This is a genomic window from Aliivibrio wodanis (genome assembly GCF_052920805.1).
On sequence record NZ_JBREXA010000002.1, the window covers coordinates 2,064,421 to 2,083,540 of the forward strand.

Genomic DNA, 19,120 nt, shown 5'->3' on the forward strand with positions numbered 1-19,120 from the left:
TATAAATAATGTCACACATAATAACCCGAAATGACGCTCCTGTTGAGCAAAACTGGCTCAAAGAGATCTCAAATGCGACCTCAGATCCTCATCAACTGCTTTCAACTCTAGGGATTGATAGCTCTCCGTGGGAGAAAGGATTAGAAGCGAAAAAGTTATTTGCGTTACGTGTGCCGACAAGTTTTGTCGATCGAATGGAGTTTGGCAACCCTTTTGATCCTTTATTACGTCAAGTATTGCCTTTAGATCAAGAATTCGAAGTACATGACGGATATTCGAACGATCCTCTCGATGAGCAAGACAACGAACAGCCTGGATTACTGCATAAATACAAAAACCGTGTTTTGCTAATATTGAAAGGAGGCTGCGCTGTAAATTGTCGTTATTGTTTCCGTCGTCACTTCCCCTATCAAGACAACAAAGGCAGTAAATCGGTTTGGCAAAAATCCATTGATTATATTGCTGAGCATCCAGAACTGAATGAAGTGATTCTTTCTGGGGGTGATCCATTAATGGCAAAAGATCACGAAATTGAATGGTTAATAAAACAAATTGAAGCCATTTCACATATTAAACGGCTACGTATTCATTCTCGTCTACCTGTCGTAATACCCAAGCGTATTACTAATACATTATGCAATTTATTTGCAAAGACAAGACTTCAGGTAATTTTGGTTACTCATATTAACCATGCAAATGAAATTAATTCTGAGCTAACAAATAAAATGATCCTGTTAAAACAGTCAAACGTCACTCTATTAAATCAAAGTGTATTACTTAAAGACGTCAATGATACAACAAAGGCTCTCACTGATTTAAGTGAGGCATTGTTCGATGCAGGTATTCTGCCTTATTACCTTCATGTGTTAGATAAGGTGCAAGGGGCGGCTCATTTCTTTGTCTCTGATAAAGAAGCAAAGCGATTAATGGGAGAGTTAATTGAAAACGTTTCAGGCTATCTAGTGCCTACTTTAGCGCGAGAGGTGGGAGGAAGAAAAAGCAAAACCCCACTCGACCTCTATTTAGAATAAAGAAGTGATACCAATTTATAAATGAGTTAAAACACATCATTTTTCAAACATAAAAAACACCGAAGCCTAAACTTCGGTTTTCTTTTATAGCATTAACCTTATTCTAAATTAGAATAACTCTTCCGCTACTTTATAAAGTTCTAGCTTCTCAGGACGACGCATGTTTTCGATTGCATCGATGATATCGTGGTGAACAAGTTGTTCATTTTGGATACCAACACAACGACCACCATGGCCCTCAACAAGCAATTTAACACCGTAGTTACCCATACGAGAGGCTAAGATACGGTCAAATGCACCAGGTTGACCACCACGCTGAATGTGACCCAGAACTGTCGCACGAGTCTCACGACCTGTTTCAGCTTCGATCTCTTTTGCTAATGCGTTTGTATCTGTCATTAACTCAGTAATCGCGATAATTGCGTGTTTCTTACCTTTCGCAATACCATCTTGAATATTCTGAATCAGTGCTTCTTTGTTTAAGCCAGTCTCTGGAGTAATTACGTACTCACAGCCACCTGCAATTGCAGCCATTAATGTTAGATCACCACAGTGGCGGCCCATAACTTCTACAATTGAGATTCGTTGGTGAGAAGACGATGTATCACGTAAACGGTCAATTGCATCAATAACTGTGTTTAATGCCGTTAAGTAACCGATAGTGTAATCAGTACCTGCGATATCATTATCGATCGTACCTGGAAGACCGATACATGGGTAACCCATTTCAGTTAGCTTCTTAGCGCCCATGTAAGAACCGTCACCACCGATAACGATTAACGCATCGATGTCGTGTTTCTTAAGGTTTTCAATCGCTTTTTCACGAACAGCAACTTCTTTAAATTCAGGAAAACGAGCTGAACCTAAGAATGTGCCACCGCGGTTGATCATATCAGATACGCTATGGCGCTCTAACTTCTCGATACGATCTTCAACAAGACCTAAGTAGCCATCATGAATACCAAATACTTCTAGGCCTTCGGTTAATGCTGTACGAACAACACCACGAACTGCCGCATTCATACCTGGCGCATCGCCACCACTTGTTAAAACACCAATCTTCTTGACCATGGTTACCCTCTAATATGGTTGGGAATTTCAATTTCAATTTCTAATACAGCAAGCAGACTCCCTAATCTTCTCACCATTAATAATCTGTAATTTTTTTTCTTATGTAAGAGTATTACCATTTTACTGAAAAAGTTCGTTGATTCACATCAGAATCAATCACGACTATTTCATTTTTCTGTTACGAAAAAACAATAATTGCTAATAATACTACTAATTCTTACTGGTACTGAGTTTGCTCTCTGTCTGAGTCTAGCACAACTGAAAGCGGGTCTTGATGAATAATAATATCAGAATGTGGGAAAACTGTTAAAAGTTCATCTTCTACTTTGTCAGCAATTCGATGCGCTTCAACCAATGGCATTTGATCTGGCAGCTCTAAATGCAACTGAATAAATCGTGTAGGTCCAGCAAGACGAGTTCGTAAATCATGTATCCCTTGCACTCCATCTACTCGACAACAGGCTTCTCTAATCTGCTCTAACTCTTCTTTTGGTAGCTGCCTATCTAATAATAATTGAATTGCTTCGTAGGCCATCTTAAAGGCACTAATTAAAATATAAACGCCAATGACTAAAGCAAAAATAGCATCTGCTTGATGCCATCCATACCAGCTTAACGCAAGTGCTAACATAATAGCGGCATTCATAAATAGATCGGTTTTATAATGTAATGAGTCTGCGGCAATCGCTTGGCTTCCGGTTTGTTTAACCACCAATTGCTGAAACATAACAAGGCCAAAGGTGAGAACAATGGCAAACCCACTGACATAAACGCCCAGTTCAGGTGCAACTACATCTTGAGGACGAAAGAAACGTTCAACACCATTCAATAATAAGAAACAAGCCGATCCCGAAATAAACATCGCCTGAGCTAAAGCAGCTAAAGATTCAGCTTTACCATGCCCAAAACTGTGCTCTTCATCGGCAGGTTGCAAAGCATAACGAACAACCAATAAATTAGTAATCGACGCGCCCATATCAAGTAAAGAATCAACCAATGAAGCCAGTAAGCTTACCGAGCCGGTTACCCACCATGTTCCTAATTTGAATAACATTAAAATTGTCGCAACAATGGTTGCAAGCCATGCAGCAGTGGTAACTAAAGAGGCATATCGTTGAGTCATTTCTTTTCCATTCACCTAAAAATCAACTCTTAGTATAAAGCCTTAATCCAATGACCGTTATTCCATTTATTAATATATTTACAACAAAAAAATCATGAACAAAAAAACGGGCCTTTATTTTTCATAAAGACCCGCTTTAATTTATTAAACTTTTTGAAGATTATTTAGCGCAATCTGCAATGTATTTATCTTGGTTCGCTTTAAACTCTACTTTTTGCTCAGGCGTTAGGATATTCATCATTTCATGACGTTTTTTCATCATCTCAACACGACGATCAATTTGACGCTCTGACATTTTTTCAGCTAAATCACGCACTGCTTGCTCATCAAAGTTGTCAGCTAACATTAAGTTTTGCATTGCTTCATGATCCGCTTTCATTTCAGCAGTTGGTTGACGTTTTTGGCCTTTTTTAGCTTTATGCTCCGCTTTACGAGCATCACGCATTTCATCAAACTTATCTTCTTGAGCATCCGTTAAATCAAGAGCTTTGAATGCTTTTTTATTAGCCTTCATCATACACTTGCCGCCTTCCATGCCTTCACCACGCATGCCACCATGATGATCCTTACCACCCGCAGCAAATACCGATGCTGACGCTAAAGAAAGAGGAAGGATTACTGCGCCTAAAACCATTTTTTTCATCATGTTCATTGTGTTATCTCCGTTACAGAAAATTCATTTTTCATCAAGAGCAGCTCGTTGCTGCTTGGTATGCCATAAGAATAGCCCAACCAAAGTAAATGAGTGTATTTTGAGCGTAAAGCAACGTAAAGGTCATTTTCAAGGTTGGTATTCACCGAGGTATTTGGCGATACTGTAGTTATAGAATATTACGTAGGTAAAAAATAATGGCAAAGATTTTATTAGTTGATGATGATGTTGAACTAACGTCATTACTCAAAGACATTTTAAGTTTAGAAGGTTATAACGTTGTAGAAGCTAGCAATGGGCTTGAGGGTTTAGCAGCGGTAACCGATGATCTAGACCTTATCCTTCTTGATATCATGATGCCAAAAATGAATGGTATGGATATGCTACGAAAACTGCGTGAAACCAATGAAATCCCAGTCTTAATGCTGACAGCAAAAGGGGAAGAGATTGATCGAGTGATTGGTTTAGAACTTGGCGCAGATGATTATTTACCAAAACCATTCAGTGATAGAGAATTACTAGCTCGTATTCGTGCCATCTTACGCCGAACACAAACTAAAGCTAAAGAAAGTAATAGTAGCAATAGCATTAACTATCAGGGAATTGAAATATTTATCGGCAAACAAGAAGCCTATAGCCATGGTGAATTATTAGATTTAACTGGTACAGAATTTGGCCTACTGTCGCAATTTATTCAAAAACCAGGAGAGATCATTTCAAAAGAAGAGCTAAGTCTAGAAGTATTAGGTAAACGTCTTGCTCCTTTTGATCGTGCGATTGATATGCACGTATCTAACCTGCGTAAAAAATTACCTCCATTATCAGAAGGGAAACCACGTATCAAAACCTTACGTGGCCGCGGCTATTTATTTGTAGAGGAATAAGCCTTGTTTACCAAGAAAATAAAATTCCCTCTGGTTTCAAGCCTGTATGGTCGTATCTTTGCTATCTTTTGGTTCACCCTTTTATTGGTGCTTATTGGGGTCGTTATTGGCCCCAATTTTGATCCACGATCGCGTCATAACATTGCGACAGAACATCTAAATAAAATGACAGAAGTTGCTGCTTACATCACAGGAAAATACTCAGAGCGAGAAGGGTTAAAAACAACACTAAAAGAGATCAGCCATAAAGCTCATGATCATGATGAAAATCTAGCTCTCTTTTTTACAACCCCTACCGGTGAGATCCTAGATAAGCCTAGAGAATTGCGAGGACGAAAAAAAGCACTACTCAATTTTTTAACTCTGTCAGATGACCCAGAGCTGCCACAACAAAAACTTTATGGACGAACCATGATGGCTGGCCCTTTCGATATCATCATCGCTCAAGAAAAAGTCTATATGTATGTCGGAAGGTACTGGAAAAAACCACCACCATTTATTCTTCGTATTTTAGATAAACCAATACAACTTCTCTTAGTCACCATGTTGGTTAGTACCCCATTTTTACTTTGGCTTGCTTGGGCATTAAGTCAGCCAGCTAGACGACTACAAAAAGCAGCTGAACGGGTTGCTAGAGGCCAATTTGAAAAAGATGAAGCACTAGAGAAAGGACCAAGAGAGTTCAGAAAAACAGGCCAAAGCTTCAATCAAATGGTTGGGTCTCTAAACACCATGATTTCAGGACAACAAAGATTACTTTCCGATATTTCACATGAATTGCGTTCACCTCTGACACGCTTAAGAATGGCAACCGCACTGGCGACTCGTAAGCAAGGAGAAAGTGCCGAATTATCTCGTATTGATATGGAAGCAGATCGCCTTGAACAGATGATATCTGAGTTATTAGAACTATCACGGATCCAAGTGAACAGCCATCAAGAGCGAGAGAAAACTGACGCCTATTCACTATGGTTTGATATTTTAGAAGACGCCAAATTTGAGGCTGAACACATGAATAAGGTACTTACCTATTCAGGCTTAATTGAAACCCCTATTTTTGGTAATCCTAATCTACTAATGAGCGCCGTAGAAAATGTGATTCGAAATGCCATTAAATACGGCAATGACATTATTACGGTTAATCTAGAGCAGACGTCCAATCACTTTATTATTCATGTCGATGACAACGGCGAAGGTGTTCCTGAAGATGAATTAAAAGATATTTTCAAACCTTTCTATCGTGTTTCTACCGCTCGAGACAGAAGCAGTGGCGGAACGGGGTTGGGGCTTGCGATTACAGAAAGTGCGATACAGCAACACAGCGGAACCATCATTGCGAGCAAAAGTCCTCTTGGTGGATTACGTATGACAATTACTTTACCTATCGAACAATAATAACCTCTGACAACCTGGCTAATCTCAACCTAAGCCAGGTTGTTGTGAGTACGCCCTACCCCGACACCAATCAATTAGATATACTGCGTTTAATTTCCTTTTATTCAAGAGTTCATTATGTTTGAGATTGCGCTGTACGAGCCTGAAATTGCCCCAAACACAGGTAACATTATTCGACTGTCTGCTAATTGCGGTGCTAACCTGCATTTAATTGAACCATTAGGCTTTGATTTAGAAGAGAAAAAACTACGTCGCGCGGGTTTAGACTATCATGATCTAACTCATGTAAAGCGCCACAAGAACTATGCAGCTTTTCTTGAATATTTAGAAAATAACAGTGATTTAGAGCACCGTATTTTTGCTTGCACCACTAAAACCACAGGCCATCACACCACCCCAAGCTATCAAAAAGGGGATGTATTATTATTTGGTCCAGAAACTCGTGGGTTACCTGCTGATTTGATTGATGGCTTACCAATGGAGCAACGTGTTCGTATTCCTATGATGCCAGACAGCCGCAGTTTAAATCTGTCTAACTCCGTTGCTATTATTGTATTTGAAGCATGGCGTCAGATGGGGTTTGAAGGCGGGTTATAACTTCTCGTTTTTCATCGTCCAAATACAAAAATAGCCACTATAAAGTGGCTATTTTTATTAATAAAAAACAAGTAATAAAATGGATTAACTGGATCTAATATTAAATTCCATCACCAGAGATAAACGTCTGGGATTTTCCATTGAATTGCTGGTCCATATCGAAAGACGGTTTTTCTGTACTTGGTCTACCTACAATCTTAGCCGGAACACCTGCAACAGTTGTATGAGGAGGAACTGCTTGAAGCACAACAGAACAAGAGCCAATTTTCGCTCCCTCTCCCACTTCAATGTTACCTAAAATTTTTGCCCCTGCACCAATCATAACCCCTTCACGGATCTTAGGATGACGATCGCCACACTCTTTGCCAGTACCACCAAGAGTAACGTCTTGCAAAATAGAAACATCATTTTCCACAACCGCAGTCTCACCAATGACAATACCTGTAGCATGGTCAAACATGATCCCTTTACCAATTGTCGCAGCAGGGTGAACATCTACCTGACAAGCCACTGAAATCTCATTTTGCAAATAAGTAGCAAGCGCAACACGACCCTGTTTCCACAGCCAATTAGACACTCGGTAACCTTGCAGAGCATGGTAGCCTTTCAGGTACAATAATGGCATTGAATACATAGCCACCGCAGGATCTCGTGTTACCGTCGCACAAATATCACATGCCGCAGCATCGGTAATACTTGGATCTGAAGCAAATGCTTCTTCAACCACTTCACGCACAGCCATAGCAGGCATTGAAGCTGTTGCTAACTTGTTTGCTAGAATATAACTTAACGCTGCCGCTAAATTTTCATGTTTAATAATGGTGGCATGATAAAAGCTTGCAAGCATGGGTTCTTGCTCTGATTGCTCACGCGCTTCCTGAACAATTTTTTCCCAGACTTTATGTTTCTTACACTCATTCATTTTCATACCATCCTTGAATTACGATTCTGACTTTTTATCTCGCGCTAATAAATCTTGCGCTGCCATTCTTGCATCTTTTCCTTGATACAATACTTGATAAATTTGTTCAACTATAGGCATTTCTACACCCATACGCTCTGCAAGTAAAAAGACTTCTTTAGTATTTCTATAGCCTTCAACCACTTGACCAATTTCTTCTTGTGCACTATTAACATCGCCGCCCTGACCTAACGCCAAACCAAAACGACGGTTACGTGATTGGTTATCGGTACAAGTTAATACTAGATCACCTAAACCAGCCATGCCCATAAAGGTTTCAGCTTCTGCACCTAATGCAACACCTAGACGTGTCATTTCAGCCAAACCGCGTGTAATTAACGCCGTACGAGCATTAGCACCAAAGCCAATACCATCAGACATACCCGCGCCAATAGCGATAACATTTTTCACCGCACCACCAAGTTGCATGCCAGTAAAATCATTATTTGCATATACTCGGAACGTCTTTGAACAGTGAATCTTCTCTTGAAGATCTTTTACAAATTGCTGATCAGGTGACGCGACAGCAATTGCTGTTGGCATACCAGAAGCAAGTTCTTTAGCAAAAGTAGGTCCAGAAAGTACAGCCAATGAATGAGATTCACCCAAAGCTTCAACTGCCACTTCTTTTAATAAACGACCTGTTTCAGGCTCTAACCCTTTTGTCGCCCAACACACACGAGAATCTTCACGTAAAAATGCTTTTACATTACTTAGAACTAAACCAAATACATGGCTTGGAACTACTACCAACAAATCACGGCTTGCTTGTACTGCTTTTTCAAGATCAGTCGCCATGATCAGTGACGGTGGAAAAGGTACACCAGGTAAAAACTCTTCGTTCGCACGATCGGCCTCTAAGCGAGCCATGTGTTTTTCTTCATGTCCCCATAAAATCACTTTTGCGCCATTACGAGCAAGAGATATTGCCAGAGAAGTTCCATATGAACCCGCGCCAAGTACGGTCATTGATACATCAGAATAATCTGTTTGTGTTGTCATTATGGTCATCCAAATAAGTATTGAGAATACAAGGAGTGATAAAAGAAAAATGCACCTATTATCACGATATAAGATTCATATAAATATAGAACGTATATCAGATAAAAAGTGCATTTATTCTCTACAAGTTAATCAATAGCGCTAAGTTAATTAAAACTTAAGCTATCAATTATTAAGCTTCAGCTGGTGCTTCTGCGTTTTCTTGAGCTTGGTTTTGTAGGTAGTTCATAAACAATGCATCAAAGTTAACTGGTGCAAGGTTCAATTGTGGGAACGTACCTTTAACCACTAGGCTAGAGATTGTTTCACGAGCGTATGGGAAAAGAATGTTCGGGCAGAATGCGCCTAGGCAATGTGCTAGTTGAGCTTCTTCCATTTTACCAGCAGTAAAGATACCGCCTTGCTGAACTTCACAAAGGAAAGCGGTTTCTTCTTCGTTTTTAACAGTAACTGTTAAACGTAGAATAACTTCGTAAACGCCTTCACCTAATTCACGGCTTTGAGTATCAAGGTCCAGCTTAACATCTGGGTTCCACTCTTTTTGAAACATAGTTGGAGAGTTAGGCGCTTCAAAAGAAACATCTTTTAGAAAGATACGTTGAATTGCGAAGTTTTGTTGTTCTTGTTGTTCTTGTTGTGCAGCTTCAGCCATGAGAAAGTCCTTTAATGTATAATAAATATAGAAGCAGAATAACGATGTCTTATTACTCTGCATGTGTGATATCTAAAAAATGAGCCAGATATCACATCAAAATGAATCAGTTGCTTAGGAAATGGGCAATTACTTTTTGTTTTTTGCCGACTTCGCTTTTACTAACGGTAAGTTAGCTTCATTCCAAGAGATCAAACCGTTCTTAAGAAGTTTAACTTGCTCAAAGCCAGCTTTATGCAAATCGTTAGCAGCAGCTTGAGCCGTTTGACCTGTTTTACATACAACAATAATTGGGGTTGTTTTTGAGTTTTCAAGACCAGCTAAGTTACCTGCTTTAATATCGCTTGGTAAAATGTGACGAGCATCCGTAATGTGACCTGATTTGAACTCATCTTTAGAGCGAACATCTATAACGATCGCTTCTTCACGATTCATTAGGGTTGTTGCTTGTGCAGGATCAATCTCTTGATAGCCTGATGTTTTTTGCTTTACTACGTTTTGAATTAACGCAACAACAATACCAACCCAAACAACGGCTAAAATCATATTATTGGTTACAAAATCGATGATTGACGTTTCCATATTCTTTATCTCTAATGTGTAGATAAGCTGATGCATTCTAGCGATTCAGTTACCATTGGCTCTAAAATTAAGGCGAAAGTATACCCTAGGGTTTGTTTCGAGACTAGCAAGGATAAAAAAACTAACCAATCCAGCGAAAATGCTGTGATATTGGTTTTACAATTGAGAGCAAACACAAACTCTGCCTAGTCAGAAGGGACTCTATCTGAAATAATGCAGCGATGAACATATCTCGATTACATCTCTCTTTTTCTTATCGTCAATTCTGCCTGACAGCGGCAGTATGCTTGAACGCTTTTTCTTCCTACACAAAGTCATGCTAATGACGCAGAACTTAAGGGAATGAAACAAGAAATATCTCGTCAAAGTTCAGTTTTAATAAAGCAAAAAAAAGCGCTTTCTAATCTGCAAACTGATCTAAGGCAACATGAAACTTCTATTGCTAATGCTTCAAAAAAAGCACGTACGGCAGAAAAAGAGCTTACAACATTAAAAAAATCGATTACCGCTTTAAAGCAACAGCAATCAGAGCTTAATCAACAAAAGATTGGGCAGACTGAAGTATTAAAAGAGCTATTAGTTAACTATTATCTGATCCATCACAATAGTCCGTTATCTAATGTCCTTAGTGGCGAAGAAGCTACTCAAATAGATCGCATGACACAATATGCACAACGCCTTTCAGAGACTCGTGTTGCTGCAATATCTCAATTAGAATTTACGAACATGCAGTTGAAAGAGAAAGAAGCAGCTCTTCTTAAGCAACAACAGCGTCAAAGCCAGGTGATAAGTCAATACAAGAAAGATAAACGTCACTTACAAACAGCGCAAAATAAACGTAAGAAAACAGTTTCAAGCATTAAAAAACGTATTTCAAATGAAAACAGCTATTTAAGTGAACTGCAACAAAACGAAAAACGTTTAAAAACAGCCATTTCAAAAGCTAAGATAAAAAATAATGTACCTATGGATGGGCTTAAACGTCAAAAAGGCCGCTTACCTTGGCCTGTGAATAATGCCAAAACCCTACACAGCTTTGGCACTAAACAAACAGGACAATTAACTTGGAAAGGCATGGTGCTTGCCAGTGACTATGGAACCCCAGTTAAAGCTGTTTATTCAGGTAAAATAGTATTTGCTGATTGGTTACGTGGCTATGGATTAATGGTCTTAATTGATCATGGTAAAGGTGATATGACCTTATATGGCTACAATCAAAGCTTAATGAAAAAAGAAGGGGACAAAGTACGCGCAGGTGAAACAATTGCAGTGGTTGGTGACAGTGGTGGTCAAGACAGATCTTCGCTATATTTCGAAATACGCCGTAACAGTAAAGCGCAAAATCCTCGTTCTTGGTTAAAACGTTAGGGCTTAATTAATCAGTAAATTCAGACAGTAAAAAAGCCGCGTTCTCAATTCATATAGAAGGAGAGCGCGGCTTTTTTAATTCAATTTATATATCGGGTGATTATTTTAGGGTTTTATTCGGATCGTCTTCTTTACGCTGAAACTCGCCTTCAAATACATCGCCTTGCTGGTCATTGTGGTTTGTCTGATCAAATGGGTTGCCTTGATTAAAAGGCCTGTTTTGGTCAAATCCACCACCGAAACCTGCATGGAATCCACCTTGTGATGCTCCCATGCCATTAACTTTTACACGACTCATTAATTGTTTTGCTAAATATGCTCTTGGTGCCGGTAATAATACAAGCATACCCAGAGCATCTGTCATAAAGCCTGGCGTTAATAATAGTACGCCAGAAACGGCTAACATTACGCCTTCTACGATTTGCTGTGCTGGTAATTCACCCTGTTGCAATTTTGATTGAACAGACATTAACGTTTGAATACCTTGGCTACGCACCAATGATGCACCAACAAATGCAGTGACCAATACCAATGCTATGGTGGGCCACATTCCTAACATTCCACCGACTTGCACAAACAGCGCAATTTCAATGATAGGAACAAAAATAAACATCACTAATAAAATAGGAAACACAACACACCTCAATTGGATTTAATACGATCTTTCGCTTTCTTGCTTCGTGTCAGTGTAGCAGGCATTAATCACAAGCCACATTTTCTCTCTCTATTATGTTAGATGCGGCACATCCGTCCATTTTTCAAGAAAGAACTCTGTAAAAGAGTGTAAACAGACACTCAAATTATTAACGCCATACGCAAGTTATATAACGTATAAAGTCAAGATATTAACAACTGGTGAGAGCGCTATCTCAATTTGATATAATTTGCAAAAATGAGCACCAAAAGGTGATCAAGTTAACATTTTTACCACTAAAGAGGTGTATGATGACCTCAAAACAAGGCATCAGGTACGATATTGATCACCTTCTGACGAACGGACTCTACTCGCAGATATGGTCACTTGGACAAAATCCAATAATTAAAATATAGAACCTTAAAGGCTTACTATGACTCAGATGCTTGATTTAGAAAAAACAAATACCGCTACTCGTATTGAAGAAGATTTGCTAGGTGAACGTCACGTTCCTTCTGAAGCTTACTACGGTATTCACACCCTTCGCGCTATGGAAAACTTCAACATTTCAAATGTAACTATTTCAGATGTTCCTGAGTTTGTTCGTGGCATGATCTACACTAAGAAAGCAGCCGCTGTTAGCTAACAAAGAATTAGGTGCTATTCCTTCACAAGTTGGTGAGTACATCATCAAAGCATGTGATTTAATTCTTGAAACTGGCAAGTGTATGGATCAATTCCCATCAGACGTTTTCCAAGGCGGCGCTGGTACTTCAGTTAACATGAATGCTAACGAAGTAATTGCTAACGTTGCTCTTGAATTAATGGGCAAAGAAAAAGGCGAATACGACATCGTTAACCCTAACGATCACGTAAACCGCTCTCAATCAACTAACTGTGCTTACCCAACGGGCTTCCGTATTGCGGTATACAACAGCATCACTAAACTGATTGAAGCGATTGAATACCTGAAAGGTGCTTTCGATCTTAAAGATCAAGAATTCCGTAATGTTCTGAAGATGGGTCGTACTCAACTTCAAGATGCAGTTCCTATGACTGTTGGTCAAGAATTCCACGCATGGGGCGTTTTACTTCAGGAAGAAGTGAAAAACCTTAACTACACAGCGCAACTTCTTCTAGAAGTAAACATTGGTGCTACTGCAATCGGTACAGGCTTAAACGCTGCAACTGGTTACCAAGAAGCAGCCGTTCGCCACCTAGCAGCAGTAACTGGCCTAGAGTGTGTAGCAGCTGAAGATTTAATCGAAGCAACGTCTGACTGTGGCGCTTACGTAATGATCCACAGTTCACTAAAACGTACAGCAGTTAAACTGTCTAAGATCTGTAATGATTTACGTCTTCTTTCTTCTGGTCCTCGCGCCGGTCTAAATGAATTGAACCTTCCTGAGCTTCAAGCAGGTTCTTCAATCATGCCAGCAAAAGTAAACCCAGTAATCCCAGAAGTTGTAAACCAAGTATGTTTCAAAGTAATTGGTAACGACACAACAGTAACTTTCGCTGCTGAAGCGGGTCAACTGCAATTAAACGTAATGGAACCTGTAATTGGTCAAGCTCTATTCGAATCTATCGAAATCTTGAAAAATGCATGTGTGAACCTACGTGACAAATGTATCGACGGTATCACGGTAAACAAAGAAGTATGTGAAGCTCACGTATTTAACTCTATCGGTATCGTTACTTACCTAAACCCATTCATTGGCCACCACGAAGGTGACATTGTAGGTAAGATTTGTGCTGAAACAGGTAAAAACGTTCGTGAAGTTGTTCTAGAGCGCGGTCTTCTAACTGAAGAACAACTAGATGATATTTTCTCTGTTGAAAACCTAATGCACCCAGAATACAAAGCAAAGCGTTACGATTAATCGATAACATCTAAGAATGGCGAGCTCACTGAAGCTCGCTTTTTTTACCTCTTAATTACCTTACTGACAAAACACACAAAGTTATCATTCACCTTTTCATTTGGTCATCTTTGCCCTATTAGTAATGACAAATTTAGTAATGACAAATGTAGTAGTGGAAATTTGAATAATTATTTTAAAAAATCATACCAATAAAATTAATTAACTGGTCTATTTATTACGTAAAAACCACTTACAGCCAAAATAAGAATTATTATAAGCAATTGTTCTACAGTGCTAATTTTTCAATTTGACTATTAAGTGATTTCATCAGTAATAAGGAACAGGTAATGACTAGAATTGGTATTAAACTGGAGTAAACTTTATGATTGCTGTACAGCTTCTTGTCGTCTTACTGTTCATCTATTNTAGGTGCACGTATTGGCGGTATTGGTATCGGATTTGCGGGTGGTGCGGGCGTTCTTGTCCTTACCATGATTTTAGGTCTTGATGCGGGTTCTATCCCTATCGACGTTATTTTGATCATCATGTCTGTGATCACGGCTATTGCAGCAATGCAAGTGGCTGGTGGTATGGATTGGTTAGTTGATCTAGCAGAAAAATTCTTACGTAAAAATCCAAAACACATTACTTTCTACGCACCTATCGTGACTTATTTCATGACAATGCTAGCAGGTACTGGTCACACTGCATTTTCTACACTTCCTGTTATTGCAGAAGTTGCTAAAGAACAAGGTGTTCGTCCATCTCGCCCACTTTCTATTGCCGTTGTTGCTTCTCAAATTGCAATCACAGCATCTCCTATTTCAGCGGCGGTTGTATTCTTCTCAGGTATTCTTGAGCCACTTGGTGTCGATTATTTAACACTATTAGCAGTATGTATCCCATCAACATTCCTAGCATGTATGGTTGGCGCATTCGTTGCTAACTTCCTAGGCTGTGAGCTAAAAGATGATCCTGTTTATCAAGAGCGTCTTGAGAAAGGCCTAATCAAAATGAATGGCGCAGGTAAGCGTGAAATTTTACCTACAGCGAAAGCATCTGTTTATATCTTCTGTGTTGCTATCGTCGCTGTTGTCGCTTATGCAACGATGATCAGTGGCAGTGTTGGCCTTATTGAAAACCCAACCATTGGTCGTAACGAAGCTATCATGGCACTAATGCTAACAGCCGCTGCTGCTATTGTTACTTTCACTAAGATTGATGCCTCTAAGATTGCTAATGCAGCAACCTTCAAATCAGGCATGAGTGCTTGTGTTTGTGTTCTTGGTGTTGCATGGCTTGGTGATACGTTTGTCTCTTCTCACATTGGTGAAATCAAAGAGTTTTCTGCAGAGATCCTTGCACAATACCCGTGGATGCTAGCTGTTGTTTTATTCTTTGCATCAATGCTGCTTTATTCTCAAGGTGCAACAACAACAGCACTAATGCCAGCAGCTCTTGCGATTGGTGTTGCTCCAATCACTGCTGTTGCTTCGTTTGCCGCAGTAAGTGCACTGTTTGTTCTTCCTACTTACCCTACGCTTCTTGCGGCGGTAGAAATGGATGACACAGGCTCAACACGTATTGGTAATTTAGTATTTAACCACCCATTCTTTATTCCTGGTGTTGCAACAATTTCAACTTCTGTTGCTCTAGGTTTTGTATTTGGCGGTATTATTCTTTAATTACGAAAATACATGAATACCCTTCAATGGCAGCTAATTTAGCTGCCATTTTTTATATCAGGCTTTTTATGATGTAAGCGGAACCACCAAAATATCAATCGGAGAGTGCTGAATTAACGGACGAGAATAAGAAATAATATTACTTAAAAAATCATGATGATGACCGCATACAATTAACTCAATTCCATTTTCAGCAACGACCATACTAACCTTGTTACTCAAATCGCCTGTCCCTACCCAAAAACTCTCAATAGGGAAGTCAGTGTACTGCTGAAATTCAGTCAACCATGTATTTGACGGTTCATTTAATGGTTTTCGTTCAGGCTCCGATTTTATGTCGACTAGTTCAGGATAAATTTCACCATGCGTTCCATCTACATGAATAAAAGAGACTTTTGCATTAATCAATTCAGCAATAGAGACAGCTCTATCAATCAATATATAGCTCTCTTTTGAAAGATCCAATGCGACAAGAATATGTTTGTACTTCATCACTATGTCCTTTTTATTTATAAATAAAATAAGCATAGTTTTAGTCATGAAAAAATAGTGTCGCAGAGATCTCGAAATGGTCATAAATCAAAAAAACTTCCTAATTGAATGAAAGAGAAATGAGCAGATCATTAAGGCAATTGATACTATACTTGCCGAACTCTTGACCATTTCGATAGTCATACTCGTATCTATTTTTATAAAGACTTTCACATGACGAATTTACTCCGATTTCGAACAGCCCTTTTATCACTCTTTATTCTGTTCACCACTTTTGCACCACAAGCATTGGCGGCATTTGATTTAACTAAATTACAGAACCCACAAAGCTCTTCCTTTGTCACCGTGGATGAAGCGTTTCCCTTTAATTTTATGCAACAGGGGGATCGTGTTTATTTAGATTGGCAAGTAAAGCCTGATTACTATTTATATCAACAGCGTATCTCTGTCTCTGCTAATGGGGCTGAAATTGCTGATTTAGTCATGGAGCAAGGCACACCTCATAACGATGAGTTTTTTGGTGACGTGAATATCTACACAAAACCATTAACCATTACGGTTCCATTAATATCTGTTAATGATAATTCAGAATTAACGGGTTCGTTACCAAGGCTGTGCCAAAGCCGGATTCTGTTATCCACCAGAGATCCGTAAAGTTCCTTTATCAGCACTCACTGCTCCAAGTTCGTATCAAGATGAAGCTGCAAATACTCATCTCGTTGCCAAAAGTGATACCGCGCCAGTTAGCGTAGAAAAAAATACAGCATCAGCACCAGAGCAAAAAGCCGTATCTCAAACCCAACAACAAGAGCTAGCAGATAACCTAGGTGATGCGTGGTGGACGCCCTTCTTATTCTTAGCGTTAGGTATTGGCCTTGCCTTCACTCCTTGCGTGTTACCTATGTATCCAATTCTTACAGGCATTGTTCTAGGTGGTGGAAAACTCTCTCACGGTAAGGCGTTTAAACTCTCTTTTGTTTACGTACAAGGCATGGCGTTAACTTATACTCTGCTTGGGTTAGTGGTTGCTTCGGCAGGTATGCAATTTCAAGCCGCACTACAACATCCTTATGTGTTAATTGGTTTGAGCATCATGTTTGTTCTGCTCGCACTGTCTATGTTTGGTGCGTATACCATCCAGCTGCCAAGCAGTTTACAAACTAAATTAAATGACATCAGTAACCAACAAAAAGGCGGAAACCTAGGTGGTGTTTTTGCGATGGGGGCTATCTCAGGTTTAGTCTGCTCACCATGTACTACAGCACCATTGTCAGGCGCGCTGCTTTACGTAGCAAAAAGTGGTGACTTGCTAACAGGTGCTATTGCTTTATATGCCTTAGCGATTGGTATGGGGATCCCATTAATTTTAGCGGCAGTATTTGGTAATAAATTACTACCAAAAGCAGGCGTATGGATGACTCATGTAAAAACGCTATTTGGTTTCATTCTGCTCGCAGTTCCAGTGTTCTTACTAGAACGCATTCTGCCTCATAGCATCACACCATTTATTTGGTCTGCTCTTGGGGTTGCTGCATTTGGTTGGTTATACCATGTCAAAGCAACCATGCCTCAATCATGGAAAACCAGTGTTGCAGGGATCATCGCGATCTTAGGTATTGTTGGTTCAGCAATTCCTGTAATTGATGCTATTTCAGGGAAAACCAATACAGAAATAAGCGCTAATACTCAGACTATTTCATTTAAGAAGATAAGCACCATTAATGACTTAAATCGTGAACTTGAGGCAGCAAAATCACAAGGGAAACCTGTGATGCTCGATTTTTATGCCGATTGGTGTGTTGCGTGTAAAGAGTTTGAAAAGTACACCTTTCATAATGAATCAGTAGAGCCTTTATTGACTGAGTTTGTTTTACTGCAAGCTGATGTAACTAAAAACAGCCCAGAAGATATTGAATTACTTAAACAACTTAAAGTACTAGGTTTACCAACCATCGATTTTTGGAATGCTGAAGGAAACTATTTATCTGACGCACGCTTAACTGGATTCATGAAAGCAGAACCTTTTATCAACCATTTAAGTACAAACGTGATCAATGTTGAAGAATAATGTTTCTTTATTGAGCAAAATCATTGGTGATACGCGAAAACTTATTTTATAATGCGAATTAATGATTTTTGATTCTACGACTTACGTTTTTTTTGAGGTATACAAATGAGATTAATCCCGCTAAATCGCGCAGAACAAGTTGGCGCATGGTCAGCACAACACATTGTTAACCGTATTAATGCATTCAACCCAACAGCAGATCGTCCATTTGTTCTTGGTCTACCAACTGGCGGTACTCCACTAAACACGTATAAGAAACTTATCGAGCTTCATAAAGCTGGCGAAGTAAGCTTTAAAAACGTAGTAACATTCAACATGGATGAATACATTGGCCTAGACGCTGATCACCCAGAATCTTACCGTACTTTCATGCATGAGAACTTCTTCAACCACATCGATATTCAAGCTGAAAACATCAACCTATTAGATGGTAATGCAGCAGATAACGAAGCAGAATGTCAACGTTACGAAGACAAAATCAAGTCTTACGGCCGCATCAACCTATTTATGGGTGGCGTGGGCAACGACGGTCACATCGCATTCAACGAACCTGCGTCTTCTCTAGCATCTCGTACTCGTATCAAAACACTAACTGAAGATACTCGTATTGCTAACTCTCGCTTCTTTGGTGGCGACATGGAACTTGTTCCTAAGTACTCACTAACTATCGGTGTTGGTACTCTGCTTGATTCTGAAGAGATCATGATCCTAATTACAGGCCACAACAAAGGTCTTGCACTGCAAGCAGCTGTTGAAGGTTCTGTAAACCACATGTGGACTGTATCTGCACTTCAACTTCACCCTAAATCAGTAATCGTGTGTGATGAGCCATCAACACAAGAGCTGAAAGTGAAGACAGTGAAATACTTCCAACAGCTTGAAGCTAAAAACATGGAAAACTTTTAATTTAAAGTGAGCATTCACTTAAATTTAGTTTAAAAAAAACCACCGATTAAACGGTAATGCCGTTCACTTAAGGTTATTTTGTTTGTTTTATGTACAAAATAAAATATCCCAGAAAGCAAAGAACCTAGCTATAGCTAGGTTCTTTAATTATC

The 19,120-nt window shown here is 39.4% G+C and carries 15 protein-coding genes and 3 pseudogenes; 9 read left to right on the forward strand and 9 right to left on the reverse strand.

Translation table 11 applies throughout. The features are described from left to right. Nucleotides 1-8 precede the first annotated feature (8 nt). Nucleotides 9-1,031, forward strand: coding sequence for an EF-P beta-lysylation protein EpmB (gene epmB / locus ACU5DF_RS17445; RefSeq protein ID WP_446713666.1), 1,023 nt, complete (start codon nucleotides 9-11; stop codon nucleotides 1,029-1,031). A 108-nt stretch (nucleotides 1,032-1,139) separates the two neighbouring features. Here the strand turns inward: epmB and pfkA are convergent, their stop codons facing one another. From pfkA to ACU5DF_RS17460, 3 genes are all read right to left on the reverse strand, one after another. After that, nucleotides 1,140-2,102: a 6-phosphofructokinase gene (gene pfkA, locus ACU5DF_RS17450; RefSeq protein WP_122033786.1), complete on the reverse strand. Its 963-nt coding sequence runs from the start codon at nucleotides 2,100-2,102 to the stop codon at nucleotides 1,140-1,142. A gap of 217 nt (nucleotides 2,103-2,319) precedes the next feature. After that, nucleotides 2,320-3,225, reverse strand: coding sequence for a CDF family cation-efflux transporter FieF (gene fieF / locus ACU5DF_RS17455; RefSeq protein WP_446713667.1), 906 nt, complete (start codon nucleotides 3,223-3,225; stop codon nucleotides 2,320-2,322). A gap of 160 nt (nucleotides 3,226-3,385) precedes the next feature. After that, the gene (locus ACU5DF_RS17460; protein ID WP_045101063.1) at nucleotides 3,386-3,877 is read right to left on the reverse strand and encodes a CpxP family protein; all 492 of its coding nucleotides are present in this window, start codon (nucleotides 3,875-3,877) and stop codon (nucleotides 3,386-3,388) included. Between the two features lie 197 nt (nucleotides 3,878-4,074). Between ACU5DF_RS17460 and ACU5DF_RS17465 the strand changes: the two genes are divergently transcribed. The 3 genes from ACU5DF_RS17465 to ACU5DF_RS17475 all read left to right on the forward strand — a co-directional run bounded on the left by ACU5DF_RS17465 (nucleotide 4,075) and on the right by ACU5DF_RS17475 (nucleotide 6,753). Then, entirely contained in the window at nucleotides 4,075-4,761 is a 687-nt protein-coding gene (locus ACU5DF_RS17465) for a response regulator (protein ID WP_446713668.1), read from the forward strand. Nucleotides 4,762-4,764: 3 nt separating this feature from the next. Next, nucleotides 4,765-6,156 carry an envelope stress sensor histidine kinase CpxA gene (gene cpxA / locus ACU5DF_RS17470; RefSeq protein WP_446713669.1) on the forward strand — a complete coding sequence of 464 codons (1,392 nt, stop codon included), beginning with the start codon at nucleotides 4,765-4,767 and terminating at the stop codon, nucleotides 6,154-6,156. 117 nt (nucleotides 6,157-6,273) lie between these two features. After that, entirely contained in the window at nucleotides 6,274-6,753 is a 480-nt protein-coding gene (locus tag ACU5DF_RS17475) for a tRNA (cytidine(34)-2'-O)-methyltransferase (RefSeq protein WP_045101060.1), read from the forward strand. 100 nt (nucleotides 6,754-6,853) lie between these two features. On the opposite strand, the gene cysE is transcribed toward ACU5DF_RS17475, so the two are convergent. The 4 genes from cysE to ACU5DF_RS17495 form a co-directional block, all read right to left on the reverse strand. After that, nucleotides 6,854-7,675 (reverse strand): serine O-acetyltransferase, encoded by an 822-nt coding sequence (gene cysE, locus ACU5DF_RS17480; protein WP_045101059.1) that lies wholly within the window; start codon nucleotides 7,673-7,675, stop codon nucleotides 6,854-6,856. Nucleotides 7,676-7,693: 18 nt separating this feature from the next. Next, the gene (gene gpsA / locus ACU5DF_RS17485; RefSeq protein ID WP_446713670.1) at nucleotides 7,694-8,725 is read right to left on the reverse strand and encodes an NAD(P)H-dependent glycerol-3-phosphate dehydrogenase; all 1,032 of its coding nucleotides are present in this window, start codon (nucleotides 8,723-8,725) and stop codon (nucleotides 7,694-7,696) included. A 163-nt stretch (nucleotides 8,726-8,888) separates the two neighbouring features. Next, a complete protein-coding gene (gene secB, locus ACU5DF_RS17490; RefSeq protein ID WP_446713671.1) occupies nucleotides 8,889-9,368 on the reverse strand; it encodes a protein-export chaperone SecB in 480 nt (159 codons plus the stop codon). Nucleotides 9,369-9,497: 129 nt separating this feature from the next. Beyond that, the gene (locus ACU5DF_RS17495; protein ID WP_446713672.1) at nucleotides 9,498-9,950 is read right to left on the reverse strand and encodes a rhodanese-like domain-containing protein; all 453 of its coding nucleotides are present in this window, start codon (nucleotides 9,948-9,950) and stop codon (nucleotides 9,498-9,500) included. Between the two features lie 342 nt (nucleotides 9,951-10,292). Between ACU5DF_RS17495 and ACU5DF_RS17500 the strand changes: the two genes are divergently transcribed. Beyond that, nucleotides 10,293-11,318 (forward strand): murein hydrolase activator EnvC family protein, encoded by a 1,026-nt coding sequence (locus tag ACU5DF_RS17500; RefSeq protein ID WP_446713673.1) that lies wholly within the window; start codon nucleotides 10,293-10,295, stop codon nucleotides 11,316-11,318. 100 nt (nucleotides 11,319-11,418) lie between these two features. Here the strand turns inward: ACU5DF_RS17500 and ACU5DF_RS17505 are convergent, their stop codons facing one another. Further along, nucleotides 11,419-11,952, reverse strand: coding sequence for an FxsA family protein (locus ACU5DF_RS17505; protein ID WP_446713674.1), 534 nt, complete (start codon nucleotides 11,950-11,952; stop codon nucleotides 11,419-11,421). Nucleotides 11,953-12,385: 433 nt separating this feature from the next. On the opposite strand from ACU5DF_RS17505, the pseudogene aspA reads away from it, so the two are divergent. Beyond that, nucleotides 12,386-13,835 (forward strand): annotated as a pseudogene (gene aspA / locus ACU5DF_RS17510) (aspartate ammonia-lyase). A 364-nt stretch (nucleotides 13,836-14,199) separates the two neighbouring features. Then, nucleotides 14,200-15,502: pseudogene (locus tag ACU5DF_RS17515) on the forward strand (anaerobic C4-dicarboxylate transporter). A gap of 66 nt (nucleotides 15,503-15,568) precedes the next feature. Here the strand turns inward: ACU5DF_RS17515 and ACU5DF_RS17520 are convergent. Then, the gene (locus tag ACU5DF_RS17520) at nucleotides 15,569-15,994 is read right to left on the reverse strand and encodes a universal stress protein (protein ID WP_446713675.1); all 426 of its coding nucleotides are present in this window, start codon (nucleotides 15,992-15,994) and stop codon (nucleotides 15,569-15,571) included. A 213-nt stretch (nucleotides 15,995-16,207) separates the two neighbouring features. Here ACU5DF_RS17520 and ACU5DF_RS17525 point away from each other — a divergent pair. Further along, nucleotides 16,208-18,062: pseudogene (locus ACU5DF_RS17525) on the forward strand (protein-disulfide reductase DsbD). 105 nt (nucleotides 18,063-18,167) lie between these two features. Next, a complete protein-coding gene (gene nagB / locus ACU5DF_RS17530) occupies nucleotides 18,168-18,968 on the forward strand; it encodes a glucosamine-6-phosphate deaminase (RefSeq protein ID WP_446713676.1) in 801 nt (266 codons plus the stop codon). Nucleotides 18,969-19,120: the final 152 nt, after the last annotated feature.

What these genes read in the sequence shown, in the direction of transcription:
- ACU5DF_RS17460 (WP_045101063.1), bottom strand. Translation starts at nt 3,877, where the DNA reads ATGAACATGATGAAAAAAATGGTTTTAGGCGCAGTAATCCTTCCTCTT.
- fieF (WP_446713667.1), bottom strand. Translation starts at nt 3,225, where the DNA reads ATGACTCAACGATATGCCTCTTTAGTTACCACTGCTGCATGGCTTGCA.
- secB (WP_446713671.1), bottom strand. Translation starts at nt 9,368, where the DNA reads ATGGCTGAAGCTGCACAACAAGAACAACAAGAACAACAAAACTTCGCA.
- ACU5DF_RS17465 (WP_446713668.1), top strand. Translation starts at nt 4,075, where the DNA reads ATGGCAAAGATTTTATTAGTTGATGATGATGTTGAACTAACGTCATTA.
- pfkA (WP_122033786.1), bottom strand. Translation starts at nt 2,102, where the DNA reads ATGGTCAAGAAGATTGGTGTTTTAACAAGTGGTGGCGATGCGCCAGGT.
- ACU5DF_RS17520 (WP_446713675.1), bottom strand. Translation starts at nt 15,994, where the DNA reads ATGAAGTACAAACATATTCTTGTCGCATTGGATCTTTCAAAAGAGAGC.
- ACU5DF_RS17475 (WP_045101060.1), top strand. Translation starts at nt 6,274, where the DNA reads ATGTTTGAGATTGCGCTGTACGAGCCTGAAATTGCCCCAAACACAGGT.
- nagB (WP_446713676.1), top strand. Translation starts at nt 18,168, where the DNA reads ATGAGATTAATCCCGCTAAATCGCGCAGAACAAGTTGGCGCATGGTCA.
- gpsA (WP_446713670.1), bottom strand. Translation starts at nt 8,725, where the DNA reads ATGACCATAATGACAACACAAACAGATTATTCTGATGTATCAATGACC.
- ACU5DF_RS17500 (WP_446713673.1), top strand. Translation starts at nt 10,293, where the DNA reads ATGAAACAAGAAATATCTCGTCAAAGTTCAGTTTTAATAAAGCAAAAA.
- ACU5DF_RS17495 (WP_446713672.1), bottom strand. Translation starts at nt 9,950, where the DNA reads ATGGAAACGTCAATCATCGATTTTGTAACCAATAATATGATTTTAGCC.
- cysE (WP_045101059.1), bottom strand. Translation starts at nt 7,675, where the DNA reads ATGAATGAGTGTAAGAAACATAAAGTCTGGGAAAAAATTGTTCAGGAA.
- epmB (WP_446713666.1), top strand. Translation starts at nt 9, where the DNA reads ATGTCACACATAATAACCCGAAATGACGCTCCTGTTGAGCAAAACTGG.